General features: G+C 53.3%; 10 protein-coding genes and 1 other RNA gene. 7 read left to right on the top strand and 4 right to left on the bottom strand.

Annotated features, from left to right (window positions below; genetic code table 11):
* Nucleotides 1-4: 4 nt before the first annotated feature.
* The gene (gene ppsR, locus F3J37_RS02590) at nucleotides 5-832 is read right to left on the bottom strand and encodes a posphoenolpyruvate synthetase regulatory kinase/phosphorylase PpsR (RefSeq protein WP_166931628.1); all 828 of its coding nucleotides are present in this window, start codon (nucleotides 830-832) and stop codon (nucleotides 5-7) included.
* Between the two features lie 449 nt (nucleotides 833-1,281).
* Between ppsR and ppsA the strand changes: the two genes are divergently transcribed.
* Nucleotides 1,282-3,669 (top strand): phosphoenolpyruvate synthase, encoded by a 2,388-nt coding sequence (gene ppsA / locus F3J37_RS02585; protein WP_166931625.1) that lies wholly within the window; start codon nucleotides 1,282-1,284, stop codon nucleotides 3,667-3,669.
* 99 nt (nucleotides 3,670-3,768) lie between these two features.
* On the opposite strand, the gene rprA is transcribed toward ppsA, so the two are convergent.
* Nucleotides 3,769-3,876: antisense sRNA RprA (gene rprA, locus F3J37_RS02580), an RNA gene on the bottom strand.
* A 316-nt stretch (nucleotides 3,877-4,192) separates the two neighbouring features.
* Nucleotides 4,193-5,305: an AI-2E family transporter YdiK gene (ydiK, locus tag F3J37_RS02575; protein WP_034821692.1), complete on the bottom strand. Its 1,113-nt coding sequence runs from the start codon at nucleotides 5,303-5,305 to the stop codon at nucleotides 4,193-4,195.
* Between the two features lie 206 nt (nucleotides 5,306-5,511).
* Between ydiK and ydiJ the strand changes: the two genes are divergently transcribed.
* Nucleotides 5,512-8,565 carry a D-2-hydroxyglutarate dehydrogenase YdiJ gene (gene ydiJ / locus F3J37_RS02570; RefSeq protein WP_166931622.1) on the top strand — a complete coding sequence of 1,018 codons (3,054 nt, stop codon included), beginning with the start codon at nucleotides 5,512-5,514 and terminating at the stop codon, nucleotides 8,563-8,565.
* A 30-nt stretch (nucleotides 8,566-8,595) separates the two neighbouring features.
* On the opposite strand, the gene F3J37_RS02565 is transcribed toward ydiJ, so the two are convergent.
* Nucleotides 8,596-9,000: a hypothetical protein gene (locus tag F3J37_RS02565; RefSeq protein ID WP_045813973.1), complete on the bottom strand. Its 405-nt coding sequence runs from the start codon at nucleotides 8,998-9,000 to the stop codon at nucleotides 8,596-8,598.
* A 390-nt stretch (nucleotides 9,001-9,390) separates the two neighbouring features.
* Here F3J37_RS02565 and sufA point away from each other — a divergent pair, with 390 nt between their 5' ends.
* From sufA to sufS, 5 genes are read left to right on the top strand one after another with little or no spacing between them, the layout of a single operon-like run.
* Complete coding sequence (gene sufA, locus F3J37_RS02560; RefSeq protein ID WP_038647312.1) at nucleotides 9,391-9,765, top strand: Fe-S cluster assembly scaffold SufA; 375 nt, start codon at nucleotides 9,391-9,393, stop codon at nucleotides 9,763-9,765.
* A 5-nt stretch (nucleotides 9,766-9,770) separates the two neighbouring features.
* A complete protein-coding gene (gene sufB, locus F3J37_RS02555; RefSeq protein WP_038647310.1) occupies nucleotides 9,771-11,264 on the top strand; it encodes a Fe-S cluster assembly protein SufB in 1,494 nt (497 codons plus the stop codon).
* A gap of 39 nt (nucleotides 11,265-11,303) precedes the next feature.
* Nucleotides 11,304-12,050 carry a Fe-S cluster assembly ATPase SufC gene (gene sufC / locus F3J37_RS02550; protein ID WP_034821684.1) on the top strand — a complete coding sequence of 249 codons (747 nt, stop codon included), beginning with the start codon at nucleotides 11,304-11,306 and terminating at the stop codon, nucleotides 12,048-12,050.
* A complete protein-coding gene (sufD, locus tag F3J37_RS02545) occupies nucleotides 12,025-13,302 on the top strand; it encodes a Fe-S cluster assembly protein SufD (protein ID WP_038647308.1) in 1,278 nt (425 codons plus the stop codon). Before sufC ends, sufD begins: the two co-directional genes overlap by 26 nt.
* The gene (gene sufS, locus F3J37_RS02540) at nucleotides 13,299-14,522 is read left to right on the top strand and encodes a cysteine desulfurase SufS (protein WP_058959749.1); all 1,224 of its coding nucleotides are present in this window, start codon (nucleotides 13,299-13,301) and stop codon (nucleotides 14,520-14,522) included. Before sufD ends, sufS begins: the two co-directional genes overlap by 4 nt.
* Nucleotides 14,523-14,526 lie beyond the last annotated feature (4 nt).

Raw genomic sequence — 14,526 nt, 5'->3', positions numbered from 1 at the left:
CAGATCAATACATGCTGCGGCGCAGACCCATAATGTCGAGGATTTTGGTGGCAATCTCCTCTACAGAATAGTTGGTACTGTTAAGGTAACGAATCTGATGCGTGCGGAAGAGCGCTTCCACTTCCCCCACTTCCAGGCGGCACTGGCGCATCGAGGCATAACGGGTATTCTCTGCACGCTCCTGCCGAATCGCCGCCAGACGTTCAGGGTCGATGGTTAATCCAAACAGCTTATGTTGATGGGCGCGTAACGCCGGCGGTAATTTCAGGTTATCCATGTCATCGGCGATAAAGGGATAGTTTGCCGCACGCACACCAAACTGCATCGCCAGATAGAGGCTGGTGGGTGTTTTGCCACAGCGAGAGACGCCGAGCAAAATGACCTGTGCATCCTCCAGACCACGCAGTGAGATACCATCATCGTGCGCAAGCGTGTAATCAATCGCGGCAATACGCGCATCATATTTGCCGAGATTGCTCGCCGTCAGACCATGGGTTCGGTGCGCCACTGGCATTGAAGATACGCCAAGCTCACTTTGCAGCGGACCCACTAACGCCTGCACGATGTCCTGGCAAAATCCTTCGCTTTCCAGAATGATTTCGCGCACATCCGGGGTGACGATGGAAAAGAACACAATCGGACGTACGCCGCTTTGCTGATAAAGCGCGTTAATCTGCGCCTTAACCGCCTGAGCTCGCTGAACATTCTCAACAAAGGGCAGGGTCACACTATTGATGTTCACAGGGAATTGCGACAGAACGGCATGCCCCAATACCTCCGCGGTAATGGCGGTACCGTCTGAAATGTAGAACACACTGCGCTCAGAGCTCATAGGCGAAATCCCCTCTCATTTACTTTTGCGTAACAATGTCATTGGTGATATTTCATTTTAATTAAAAATAAAATGAAATATCCATATCATTAGCGCTTTTGCTGGAATTTGATTTGTGTGATGAACAATATTAGATGAAATGCTGTTTTGAAAACGGCTATTTCCCCGCAATTTTTATCACAAGGTAAAAATAAAGTCTGAATCTGTTGCGCAACAAAAAGCAATGGCTAACCCTCTGAAAAGGGGAAAAATATCGTTGCGGCAATGTGCCGGCGTTAAATAAGCCTGTTGCGCAACTTTGATGCCAGCGGGAACTAGTCCGAATTTGCGTTTCTTTTTCTGCTTTAACGATTCAACACTTAGTCTTTATTTATTGATTGTGCCAGGCTGTTTTGGCGAATAGCAAAATGTTCCATGTGCTCCAATCATTTAAATGAAGGATAATCTCAATGTCCAATCAAGACCAACAGTCGCTAGTGCTCTGGTACAACCAGCTTGGCATGCATGATGTTGATCGGGTGGGGGGCAAGAATGCTTCCCTGGGAGAAATGATTACTAACTTGTCGTCACTGGGCGTCTCCGTGCCAAACGGCTATGCCACGACATCTTACGCCTTTAATCTGTTTCTCGATCAAAGCGGACTGAACCAGCGCATTTATGATTTGCTGGACAAAACGGATATTGATGATGTTGAAGAGCTGGCTAAGGCCGGTAAACAAATTCGTCAATGGATTGTGGACACGCCATTCCTGCCTGAGCTGGAAGAGGCGATTCGTACTGCCTATGAGCAACTCTCCTCTGATGATGCCGACGCTTCCTTTGCGGTGCGCTCATCCGCCACCGCTGAGGACATGCCCGATGCCTCGTTCGCGGGGCAACAGGAGACCTTCCTTAACGTGCAGGGCTTTGATGCGGTGCTGGTGGCCGTGAAGCACGTGTACGCTTCTTTATTTAACGATCGTGCGATCTCTTACCGCGTGCACCAGGGCTACGACCATCGTGGCGTTGCCCTGTCAGCGGGTATTCAGCGCATGGTGCGATCCGATCTCGCGTCTTCTGGCGTGATGTTTACCATTGATACCGAATCCGGTTTCGACCAGGTGGTCTTTATCACCTCGGCGTTCGGTCTTGGTGAGATGGTGGTGCAAGGTGCGGTGAACCCGGATGAATTCTACGTGCACAAACCCACGCTGGCAGCCAATCGCCCGGCCATCGTGCGTCGCACCATGGGTTCCAAAAAGATCCGCATGGTGTATGCCGATTCTCAGGAGCACGGTGAGCAGGTGCGCATTGAAGATGTCGATCAGGAGCAGCGTGACCGCTTTAGCCTGACCGATGACGAAGTGCAGGATCTGGCGCGCCAGGCGGTGTTGATTGAGCAGCACTACAAGCGCCCAATGGATATCGAGTGGGCGAAAGATGGTCACACCGGCAAATTGTTCATTGTGCAGGCGCGTCCGGAAACCGTGCGCTCTAACGGTCAGGTGATGGAGCGCTATAACCTGCAAGGGAAAGGCAAGGTGCTGGTGGAAGGCCGTGCCATCGGCCATCGCATTGGCGCGGGTGAAGTGAAAGTGATTCATGACATCAGCGAAATGCACCGCATCGAAAAGGGTGATGTGCTGGTCACTGACATGACTGACCCGGATTGGGAACCGATCATGAAGAAAGCCTCCGCGATAGTCACTAATCGCGGCGGCCGTACCTGCCATGCGGCGATCATCGCGCGTGAGCTGGGCATTCCTGCCGTCGTTGGCTGTGGCGATGCCACCGATTATCTGAAAGATGGGCATAAGGTGACCGTTTCCTGTGCTGAAGGCGACACCGGTTATGTGTATCAGGATCTGCTGGACTTTGAAGTGACCAGTTCGCAAGTGGATACCATGCCGGACCTGCCACTGAAAATCATGATGAACGTCGGTAACCCGGATCGCGCCTTTGACTTCGCCTGTCTGCCAAATGAAGGTGTCGGTCTGGCACGTCTGGAATTTATCATCAACCGTATGATCGGCGTGCATCCGAAAGCCCTGCTGGAATTTGACCAGCAGACACCGGAATTGCAGCAGCAGATTCGTCAAATGATGAAGGGCTTCGATGATCCGGTTGAGTTTTACATCGCTCGTCTGACCGAAGGCATCGCCACCCTGGGCGCGGCCTTTGCACCGAAGCGCGTCATTGTGCGCCTCTCAGACTTCAAATCGAACGAATACGCCAATCTAGTGGGCGGCGAGCGTTACGAGCCAGAAGAAGAGAACCCGATGCTGGGCTTCCGTGGTGCGGGCCGCTACGTGGCGGACAGCTTCCGCGACTGCTTCGCGCTGGAGTGCGAAGCGGTGAAACGAGTACGTAACGAAATGGGTCTGACTAACGTCGAGATTATGATTCCGTTTGTGCGCACCGTTGACCAGGCGGCGGCCGTGGTGGAAGAACTCGGTAAGCAGGGTCTGAAACGCGGTGAGAACGGCTTGAAGGTGATCATGATGTGTGAGATCCCGTCAAACGCCTTGCTGGCTGAACAGTTCCTGCAGTATTTCGACGGCTTCTCTATCGGCTCGAACGACATGACACAGCTGGCGCTGGGTCTGGACCGCGATTCTGGCGTGGTGTCTGCACTGTTTGATGAGCGCAACGAAGCGGTGAAGGCGCTGCTGTCGATGTCGATTCAGGCCGCCAAGAAACAAGGCAAATATGTTGGAATTTGTGGCCAGGGTCCTTCAGATCATGAAGACTTCGCTGCGTGGTTGATGGAGCAGGGTATTGATAGCCTGTCATTGAACCCAGATACCGTGGTGCAAACCTGGTTAAATCTGGCGGAATTGGATGCGGCTAAGCAGTAATCAGACATCAATTAGGGCGTGTTCGGGGTAAATCTGAAGCGTCCTTGATGAAATCATTAAGGCCAGCGCTGCTGGCCTTTTTTTTATCCATAAAAAATACAAAAAAAAAGCCCATCACAGGGGATGGGCAAAGACTACACACAGCAATTCTTCACTTTACTCAGGGGAAAAAGGTTGTTTAAAAATCAGTGGTTTGATCTCAAACATAGGATTCATGTTATTCATCAGGCTTGCTGGCGTCTTTAAGAATCCTCTTATTAGTTTAAAGCTGATAATCTTTTCTGAGCTTTTTTAACGGTTGCGCCTGATGATTCAGTTCGAAAAATAATCATTCCGTTAGCGAAATCCACCTAAAGCGCCTAAATCTGCGTTTTTTCTTAAAAATCGCTTATGAAAAATAAAGGGTGGTGTAGGCAATTATGTGACAGCGATTAAGTTGCTTTCAGCGCAGTAGGTAAGGCAAATCAGAAGTGGGAGAAGAAGGCGGTGCATTTATCTGCACCGCTCGCGGAAAAGGTCAGCTTTAAGGTTGCTCTTCCTCATGTTCGGCAAGAGCTTCGATGGCCGTTTGCGGGTCATCATCCGGGGCAGGTGCTTCATGCATCCACACGGAAACCAAACGATAAGATACCGCTAACACCACCGGGCCAATAAACAGTCCGATCATGCCAAAGGCGATCAATCCCCCGATAACGCCGGAAAGGATCAGAATCATCGGCAGATCCGCGCCCATACGAATCAGCATCGGACGCAATACGCTATCGAGCGTGCCGACCACGCAACTCCACACCAGTAATATCGTGCCCCAGGTGGTATCGCCACTCCAGTAGAGCCAGATGATAGCCGGTACCAGCACCACCAAGGGCCCCAACTGCACCAGGCACGTCAGAATCATTAGCACGGTGAGCAAGGTGGCATAAGGGATGCCGGAAATCGCCAGGCCAATGCCGCCCAGCACACCCTGCACCAGCGCCGTCACCACCACACCCAGCGCCACGGCACGAATCGCTTGCCCAGCCAGCAGCACCGCCGCATCGCCGCGACGTCCGCCCATACGATAAGCGAAGTGACGAATGCCGTGGCCGACCTGCTCACCGCGCCAATAGAGCAACACGCTAAACAGCAGCATGACGGCGAGGTGGATCATAAAGCGGCCGAAGTGGCCGGCCTGCGCCACAAAGAAGCCTGTGGTGCGGCCAATGTAAGGTTGCAGCTGATTCAGAATCGCCGTCCCGCCGCCATCGACCATTTTATGGTAGCTGGAGTAGGTTTTGTTGCCGACATACGGAATTTCGCGCAGCCAGACAAAATCCGGGAAAACCAGATGTCGCTGCGTGGCCCAGGCAATCACCGGTGCGCTGTTGTCGATCAGGCTACTCACCAGCAGGGCAATGGGAATAATAAACAGCAGCAGTAACAGAATGGTCATGGCGATCACCGCTAGCGATCGTCGTCCCCACAGCAAATGCTGCAAACGGATCATCAATGGCCAGGTCGCAATCACCACCATGCTGGCCCAGGCAAAGCCCAGAATAAAGGGTTGTACCACCCACAGGCAGGCGATGATCATGATGAGAATGAACATCAACGAGAATAGCAGTTGCGGTAGATCCATACCGCGTTGCAGGCTTTTCATCACAACGTTTTGACCTCAATTAATCCTTCGTGGTGGACCGCGTGGGCCCTGATCAATGATGAGCTATTTCCTGAAAATTAAACAGAAAAAAGCAGGTGTCGTGGAGGTCTTTCCTGAAAAAACAGCAGCCATTAAAAAAATATGATAAAACCAGTGGTTGAAAAAAATAACCACGCAAACGTTTACAACATCTCGGTCACGCAATAATGATCCCACAGATTTCCCAGGCGCCAGGCCTCGTTCAACTGGTGCTGACATTCCTGCAGTCATTAAAAGAACAAGGCTTTACCGGCGATGTCGCCACCAGTTATGCCGATCGTCTCTCGCTTTCTACCGATAACAGCATTTATCAGCTGTTACCCGATGCCGCGCTGTTTCCGCGTTCGACGGCGGACGTGGCGCTAATCGCGCGGCTGGCCGGTGAAACGCGCTTTAACAGCCTGGTGTTTACCCCACGCGGCGGCGGAACGGGTACCAACGGTCAGTCACTCAATCAGGGCATTGTGGTCGACATGTCGCGCTACATGAATCGCATCCTTGAAATCAATCCTGAACAGGGCTGGGTGCGTGTGGAAGCGGGCGTGGTGAAAGATCAGCTCAATGCCTGGTTGAAGCCTTATGGATTCTTCTTCTCGCCGGAGCTCTCCACCAGTAATCGCGCTACCTTAGGCGGCATGATCAATACCGATGCATCCGGGCAGGGTTCGCTGGTGTATGGTAAAACCTCGGATCACGTGGAGGGATTGCGGGCGGTTCTGCTCGGTGGCGATATCCTGGATACCCGCGCGATGCCCACCGAACTGGCTGAGCAATTAGCAACAACACCGACAGCAGAAGGGCGTATCTATCATCAGGTGCTGAATCGCTGTCGTGATCAGCGTGATCTGATTCTGGATAAATTCCCTAAGCTTAACCGCTTCCTGACCGGTTATGACTTGCGTCATGTGTTCAGCGATGACATGCAAACCTTCGATCTGACGCGTTTGTTATGCGGTGCAGAAGGGACGCTGGCCTTTATTACGGAAGCGCGTCTGGACATCACGCCGATCCCGAAAGTGCGTCGTCTGGTGAACATCAAGTACGACTCCTTTGACTCTGCACTGCGTAATGCCCCTTTCATGGTGGAAGCCAAAGCGCTGTCAGTAGAAACCGTGGACTCTAAAGTGTTGAATCTGGCACGTGAGGATATTGTCTGGCATTCGGTAAAAGAGCTTATTACCGATGTGCCGGACAAGGAAATGCTCGGCCTGAATATTGTTGAATTTGCCGGTGACAACGGCGAATTGATTGAACAGCAGGTCAACAGCCTGTGCGGTCGACTGGATGAGCTGATGGCGCAGCAGCAGGGCGGTGTGATCGGCTATCAACTGTGTAATGATTTAGGCGGTATCGAGCGCATCTATAATATGCGCAAAAAAGCGGTGGGCTTGCTGGGTAACGCCAAAGGGCGCGCCAAGCCGATTCCGTTTGTGGAAGACACGGCAGTTCCGCCAGAACAACTGGCGGATTACATCGTCGATTTCCGCGCCTTGCTCGATAGCCATGGCCTGAGTTATGGCATGTTTGGCCACGTGGACGCCGGTGTGCTGCACGTCCGTCCTGCGCTCGACATGTGCGATCCGCAGCAAGAGATGCTGATGAAGCAAATCTCCGACGAAGTGGTGGCGCTGACCGCACGCTACGGCGGATTACTGTGGGGTGAACACGGTAAAGGATTCCGCGCGCAGTACAGCCCGGAATTTTTTGGCGAGACGCTGTTCAACGAACTGCGCGCAATTAAAGCCGCCTTCGATCCTGATAATCGCCTGAACCCCGGCAAGATTTGCACCCCGCTGGGCAGCAACGAGCCGATGATGCAGGTGGATGCGGTGAAACGCGGCACTTACGATCGTCAGATTCCGGTCACGGTGCGCACTGACTGGCGCGGCGCCATGGAGTGCAACGGCAACGGCTTATGCTTCAACTTTGATGCGCGCAGCCCGATGTGCCCGTCGATGAAGATTACCCGCAACCGTATCCATTCGCCGAAAGGACGCGCGACGCTAACGCGTGAATGGTTGCGTTTGCTGTCAGAGCAGGGCGTTGATCCCTCGCAGTTGGAACAGGCGCTGCCTAAACAGGGTGCCAGCCTGCGCACACTGATCCAACGCACGCGTAACTCCTGGCACGCGAAGCAGGGCGAGTATGACTTTTCTCATGAAGTGAAAGAGGCGATGTCAGGCTGTTTAGCCTGCAAAGCCTGTTCGACGCAGTGCCCGATTAAGATTGATGTACCGGGCTTCCGCTCGCGCTTCCTGCAGCTTTATCACACGCGCTATTTGCGTCCGATGAGCGATCATCTGGTGGCCACCGTTGAGAGTTATGCGCCATTGATGGCTAAAGCGCCAAAGGTGTTCAACTTCTTTCTCAAGCAGCCGTGGGTGCGCGATCTCAGTAAAACCCACATTGGCATGGTCGATCTGCCGTTGCTTTCATCTCCAAGCCTGAAACAGCAGCTCGGTGGGCACCCGGCGATGAGCCTGACGCTGGAACAGCTGGAAGCGATGGATAGTGCGCAACGTGAAAACTGTGTACTGGTGGTGCAGGATCCGTTCACCAGCTATTACGAAGCGCAGCTGGTGACCGATTTCGTCAAATTGATTGAGAAGCTGGGTTACCGCCCGGTGCTGTTACCCTTCTCACCCAATGGCAAAGCACAACATGTGAAAGGCTTCCTGCAGCGCTTTGCGCGCACTGCCGGCAAAACCGCCGAGTTTCTTAATCGTGTCGCCCAATTGGGAATGCCGATGGTTGGGGTCGATCCCGCAACGGTGCTGTGTTATCGCGATGAATATCAGGAAGTGCTGGGTGAGCAGCGCGGTGAGTTCAAGGTGCAACTGGTCCACGAATGGTTGCAGCAAGCCCTTGATGCGCGCGCGGTGCAGACTGCCAGCGGCGAGGCCTGGTATCTGTTTGCACACTGCACTGAAGTCACTGCGCTGCCCTCAACGCCGAATCAGTGGCAGGACATCTTTGCGCGTTTCGGTGCGAAGCTGGAAAACGTCAACGTCGGGTGTTGCGGTATGGCGGGGACGTACGGACATGAGAGCAAGAACCTCGAAAATTCGCTCGGCATCTACGAACTCTCATGGCATCCGCAGCTACAGAAACTGCCACGTCAGCGTTGTCTGGCGACAGGTTTCTCCTGTCGCAGCCAGGTGAAACGCGCCGAGGGCAATGGCATGCGCCATCCGCTGCAGGCATTACTGGAATTGATGTAAACAAATTGTAGGAGTCGTCACAAAGCTGGATTAGAATATCCAGCCTGCGTGACGGACGAAATCACTCTGCAGGCTGGTGGCTTTATCCCACTCGCCGCTGAGCGCCAGTTGATGACACAAGCGAGTCAACGACAGGCGCGCCAGTTGATAGGCCTGAATACGGAATAAACGGTCGCGATCGGCATTGCCCATCTCCTGCACTAAGCGGTGATGGAGCTTGCCCATGGCATGCAGATAGCTTTGGTCGTCGCCGTTAAGCTCGCAGATTTCTGCCATGTCGAGACAGGTGTCGTTAAAGCGACGCAGTTGGTCAATAGTACAATCGGTGCGGTTGAGCTTAGCCTGAGCCATGTAGAAGTCGACGGTGATATCACGCACTGAAAACTTATATTCATCGATTTTGTGTTGTAACCAGGCTGAGACGGTAAGCGTCATGTCGCTACCTTAAATGGGTTAATGATAATCATTATCATATTCAACCGCGTCAGGAATGCAATTCCCGCAATGAAATTTTATTGATTTCCTTTGCCTGTTACTAAAATCGGCAATAACAATCTCTTTACATTGAAGAAAGGCGTAACCTATCAATCATGACGATGTCGTAAAGTTGAATTTCTAAATTTTACGTCATTTTAACGGGTTACGCGGGTGTGGCGCGCACGGGAATGCCGCTCACAAGCTCGATTGAAGAGACTATGCTTAATAAAGCAACAGTAAAAAACAGCACGAGATGATTATCCCTGCAAAACAAGAGGTTGAAGTGGTATCTGATATCACTACCATAGGGGGATAGCCTGAAAAGGCCCAGACTTACGAGGTAGCACTATGTCATCAGTAAATGCAGCTTCCTTTTCACCCGACGATTTCGTCTGGAAAGGGCTTACGCTGACCGAATCGGCAGCGAAACAGATTCTTAACCTGGTTGAGGCGGATCCTGAAGTTAAGGGCCTTAGATTGGGTGTGAAGCAGTCCGGCTGTGCCGGTTTTGGGTACGTTATGGATCTGACAAAAGAGCCAGCCGATGACGACCTGACGTTTGAGCAATTCGGCGCAAAATTATTTGTGCCTCTTCAGGCTATGCCGTTTGTTGACGGTACCGAACTGGATTATGTCCGTGAAGGCCTGAACCAGATTTTTAAATTCAACAACCCTAAAGCTCAGCACGCCTGCGGGTGCGGTGAGAGCTTTGGCGTCGAGTAAGTAAAATGTCACGACACAGCGAAGCATCTGACGATGTACAAACGTGGGAAGGTAGCCTGAATTATAAAGAAGGCTTCTTTACCCAGTTGCAAACCGACGAATTGGCACACGGCATCAATGAAGATGTGGTGCGTGCGATTTCGGCCAAACGTAACGAACCTGAGTGGATGCTGGAATTCCGCCTCAAGGCCTTCCGTGCCTGGTTAGAGATGGAAGAACCACATTGGCTGAAAGCCAATTACGCCTCACTCGATTATCAGGATTACAGCTACTATTCCGCGCCGTCTTGCGGCAATTGCGATGATAGCTGCGCCTCTGAACCGGGTGCGAAGCAAACCTCTGGCAGCGTCGCGTCAAGCGATTACCTGACCAAAGAAGTGGAAGACGCTTTCAATCAGTTGGGTGTTCCGGTACGTGAAGGACGTGAAGTCGCGGTTGATGCGATTTTTGACTCCGTATCCGTTTCCACCACCTACCGTGACAAACTGGCTGAGCAAGGCATTATCTTCTGCTCATTCGGCGAAGCGATTCACGATCATCCAGAGCTGGTGCAGAAGTATCTCGGTACTGTGGTTCCCCACAACGATAACTTCTTCGCGGCATTGAACTCTGCTGTGGCCTCAGACGGGACTTTTGTCTACATCCCTAAAGGCGTGCGTTGCCCGATGGAGCTGTCGACTTATTTCCGTATCAACGCGGCGAAAACCGGTCAGTTCGAACGTACCATTCTGATCGCCGATGAAGACAGCTATGTCAGCTATATCGAAGGCTGCTCAGCCCCGGTGCGTGACACCTACCAGCTGCACGCCGCAGTGGTTGAGGTGATCATCCACAAAAATGCCGAAGTGAAATACTCCACCGTACAGAACTGGTTCCCGGGCGGTGAAGGCGAGGGCGGTATCCTCAACTTCGTGACCAAGCGTGCGCTGTGTGAAGGCGACCACAGCAAGATGTCCTGGACGCAGTCTGAGACCGGTTCAGCCATCACCTGGAAATACCCAAGCTGCATTTTGCGCGGTGACTATTCAGTGGGTGAGTTCTACTCCGTGGCGCTGACCAGCGGCCGTCAGCAGGCGGATACCGGCACCAAGATGATCCACATTGGTAAGAACACCAAGTCGACCATCATCTCGAAAGGGATCTCCGCCGGTAAGAGTGAGAACACCTATCGTGGTCTGGTGAAAATCATGCCAACCGCGACCAACGCGCGTAACTTCACCCAGTGTGACTCGATGCTGATTGGTGCCGAATGCGGTGCGCACACCTTCCCGTATGTGGAAACGCGCAACAACACGGCACAGCTGGAACATGAAGCCACGACCTCGCGTATTGGTGAAGACCAGATGTTCTACTGCCTGCAGCGCGGCATTAGCGAAGAAGATGCGATCTCAATGATCGTCAACGGCTTCTGCAAAGACGTTTTCTCCGAGCTGCCACTGGAATTCGCCGTGGAAGCGCAAAAACTGTTGGCTATCAGCCTTGAGCACAGTGTGGGCTGATGCCACACGCGTTGCCGGAAGCAATGTGAAGGAAAGAGTATGTTAAGCATTAAAGATTTACAGGTTAGCGTTGAAGACAAAGAGATTTTGCGCGGTCTGAACCTTGAAGTGAAACCAGGCGAAGTCCACGCCATCATGGGCCCTAACGGCTCAGGTAAAAGTACCCTGTCTGCAACGCTGGCAGGTCGTGAAGATTACGAAGTGACTGGTGGTTCTGTCAGCTTCCATGGCAAAGACCTGCTTGAGCTGGAGCCAGAAGAGCGCGCGGGCGAAGGCATCTTCATGGCGTTCCAGTACCCGGTCGAAATTCCGGGCGTCAGCAACCAATTCTTCCTGCAGACCTCTGTGAATGCGGTGCGCAAATACCGTGAGCAGGAAGAGCTGGACCGTTTTGATTTCCAGGACTTCATCGAAGACAAAATTAAACTGCTGAAGATGCCTGAAGATCTGCTGACCCGTTCAGTGAACGTCGGCTTCTCCGGTGGTGAGAAGAAGCGTAACGACATTCTGCAGATGGCTGCTCTTGAGCCAGAACTGTGCATCCTGGATGAAACCGACTCCGGTCTGGATATCGATGCGCTGAAAATCGTCGCTGAAGGCGTTAACAGCCTGCGTGACGGTAAGCGTTCATTCATTATCGTGACCCACTACCAGCGTATCCTGGACTACATCAAGCCAGATCACGTGCACGTGCTGTATCAGGGCAAAATCGTTAAGTCTGGCGATTTCTCGCTGGTTAAACAGCTGGAGGAGCAAGGCTATGGCTGGCTTACCGACGAAGAGTGATAACGCCCTGCAACAGTGGCATCACCTGTTTGAATCGCGCGGTGAGGTGCGTTCTCTGCAGGCACAGCAGCACTGGCAGCAATTAATGCGTGTCGGCTTGCCGACCCGTAAGCATGAAAACTGGAAATACACCGCGCTGGATGGCCTGTTCGCCAACCAGTTCGTGTTGCCAGAAGCGCAGACCGTGACGGCGGAACAGGTTGCTGAATTGGCGCTACCGGTGGATGCGGTGCGTCTGGTGTTTGTTGATGGCCGCTTCCAGCCTGAGCTGAGCGCGCGCGACACCGATCTGTTTGACGTGCAGCACAGCCGTGCGGCTGAACGCCGCCCGTTGCCGGCTGCGGTGCAGCCAGAAGTGTTCCTGCATCTCACCGAAAGCCTGGCGGAAGAAGTGACTTCCATTCGTCTGGCGCGCGGCAAATCGGCGGCACGTCCGCTGTATTTACTGCACATCACCAGCGGCAAAGCCGATGCGCTGAACACCGTTCATCACCGCCATCATCTTGAGCTGGAGCAGAGCGCCGAAGCTGAAGTGATTGAGCATTACGTGACGCTGAACGGTGCGGCCCACTTTACCGGTGCACGCTTTACCTTTGCTGTCGCCGACAATGCCCAGCTGAAACACATCAAGCTGGCGTTCGAAGAGAGCAGTAGCTATCACTTTGCACACAATGACATCGTCATTGGTCGTGATGCACAGGTCAGCAGCACCAGCTTCCTGCTGGGTGCTGGCTTGTCTCGTCACAACACCAGCGTGCAGCTCAACGGTGAAAACACCCAGCTGTCACTGAACAGTCTGGTGCTGCCGATCAACGCAGAAGTGGCGGATACCCGCAGCTATCTTGAACACAACAAAGGCTACTGCCTGAGTCGTCAGCTGCACAAAACCATCTCGCGCGATAAAGGCCGTTCGATTTTCAACGGTCACATTAAAGTGGCGAAGCATGCACTGAAAACCGACGGACAGATGACCAACAACAACCTGTTGCTCGGTCGCCTGGCGGAAGTGGATACCAAGCCGCAGCTGGAAATCTATGCGGATGACGTGAAGTGTAGCCATGGTGCGACCATCGGCCGTATCGACGATGAGCAGATGTTCTATCTGCGCTCGCGTGGTATCCCTGAAGATGCCGCACAGCAGATGATTATCCATGCGTTCGCGGCTGAATTGACCGAACTGCTGGAAGAAGAACCGCTGCGCCAACTGGTGCTGGAACGCATTAGTGCGCGTTTCCCTGGAGTTGAGTTATGACTTTCGATCTCGAACGAATCAGAGCGGAATTTCCGATTCTGAAACGTGAGGTCAACGGACATCCGCTGGCCTACCTTGATAGCGCGGCCAGCGCTCAGCGCCCGCTCGCGGTCATCAATGCGGAAAGTTATTTTTACCAGCACGGCTATGCAGCCGTGCACCGTGGCATTCACTCGCTGAGTGCGCAAGCCACCACCGATATGGAAAACGTGCGCACCCAAGCCTCGCGTTTTCTCAATGCGGCATCGCCAGAAGAGATTATCTTCGTTAAAGGCACCACTGAAGGCATCAATCTGGTGGCCAACAGCTGGGGCGGCAGTCAGCTGCAATCGGGCGATAACATCATCATCACGGAGATGGAGCACCACGCTAATATCGTGCCGTGGCAGATGGTGGCGCAGCGCACCGGGGCTGAAATTCGCGTTCTGCCGCTTAACGAGCAGGGCGAACTGGCTGTTGAGCAGCTGAGCGGGCTGATTGATAGCCGCACGCGCCTGCTGGCAGTGACGCACGTTTCTAACGTGCTCGGTACAGTCAATCCGGTGAAAGCCATCGTGGCGCAGGCGAAAGCCGCGGGTGTTGTCACGCTGGTGGACGGTGCGCAGGCGGTGATGCATCACAAAGTGGATGTGCAGGATATCGATTGCGATTTCTACGTCTTCTCTGGCCATAAAATTTATGGCCCGACCGGTATCGGCGTGTTGTATGCGCGTAAAGCGTTACAGGAGATCATGCCTCCATGGGAAGGTGGCGGTTCAATGATCGATCAGGTGATGCTGCCAACCGGCACCACCTGGAACACTGCCCCGTGGCGTTTTGAAGCCGGCACACCGAATACCGGTGGCATCATCGGCTTAGGCGCGGCGCTGAACTGGATCAGTGAGCTGGGATTGGATGTCATCAACGAACGTGAGACCTCTCTGATGCGTTACGCATTAGATAAGCTCGCGTCGGTACCCGACCTGATTATCTACGGTCCGGCACAACGCAGTGGCGTGGTGGCATTCAACCTTGGTAAGCATCATGCCTTTGACGTCGGGAGTTTCCTCGATCAATACGGCATTGCCATCCGCACCGGACATCATTGCGCTATGCCTCTGATGCGCCACTATGCGGTGCCCGCAATGTGCCGTGCCTCATTTGCGCTGTATAACAGTGAAGAAGAAGCCGATCGCCTGGCAGCAGGTTTGACGCGTATTCATCGTCTGCTGGGCGGTTGAGCAG

This window comes from Candidatus Pantoea communis (assembly GCF_011752685.1).
Taxonomy (GTDB): domain Bacteria; phylum Pseudomonadota; class Gammaproteobacteria; order Enterobacterales; family Enterobacteriaceae; genus Pantoea; species Pantoea communis.
The sequence above is the reverse complement of the archived record's forward strand: the minus strand, read 5'-3'. Positions and strand labels throughout refer to the sequence as shown.

What these genes read in the sequence shown, in the direction of transcription:
- F3J37_RS02565 (WP_045813973.1), bottom strand. Translation starts at nt 9,000, where the DNA reads ATGACGCTTACCGTCTCAGCCTGGTTACAACACAAAATCGATGAATAT.
- ppsR (WP_166931628.1), bottom strand. Translation starts at nt 832, where the DNA reads ATGAGCTCTGAGCGCAGTGTGTTCTACATTTCAGACGGTACCGCCATT.
- sufA (WP_038647312.1), top strand. Translation starts at nt 9,391, where the DNA reads ATGTCATCAGTAAATGCAGCTTCCTTTTCACCCGACGATTTCGTCTGG.
- sufS (WP_058959749.1), top strand. Translation starts at nt 13,299, where the DNA reads ATGACTTTCGATCTCGAACGAATCAGAGCGGAATTTCCGATTCTGAAA.
- sufB (WP_038647310.1), top strand. Translation starts at nt 9,771, where the DNA reads ATGTCACGACACAGCGAAGCATCTGACGATGTACAAACGTGGGAAGGT.
- sufC (WP_034821684.1), top strand. Translation starts at nt 11,304, where the DNA reads ATGTTAAGCATTAAAGATTTACAGGTTAGCGTTGAAGACAAAGAGATT.
- ppsA (WP_166931625.1), top strand. Translation starts at nt 1,282, where the DNA reads ATGTCCAATCAAGACCAACAGTCGCTAGTGCTCTGGTACAACCAGCTT.
- ydiJ (WP_166931622.1), top strand. Translation starts at nt 5,512, where the DNA reads ATGATCCCACAGATTTCCCAGGCGCCAGGCCTCGTTCAACTGGTGCTG.
- ydiK (WP_034821692.1), bottom strand. Translation starts at nt 5,305, where the DNA reads ATGAAAAGCCTGCAACGCGGTATGGATCTACCGCAACTGCTATTCTCG.
- sufD (WP_038647308.1), top strand. Translation starts at nt 12,025, where the DNA reads ATGGCTGGCTTACCGACGAAGAGTGATAACGCCCTGCAACAGTGGCAT.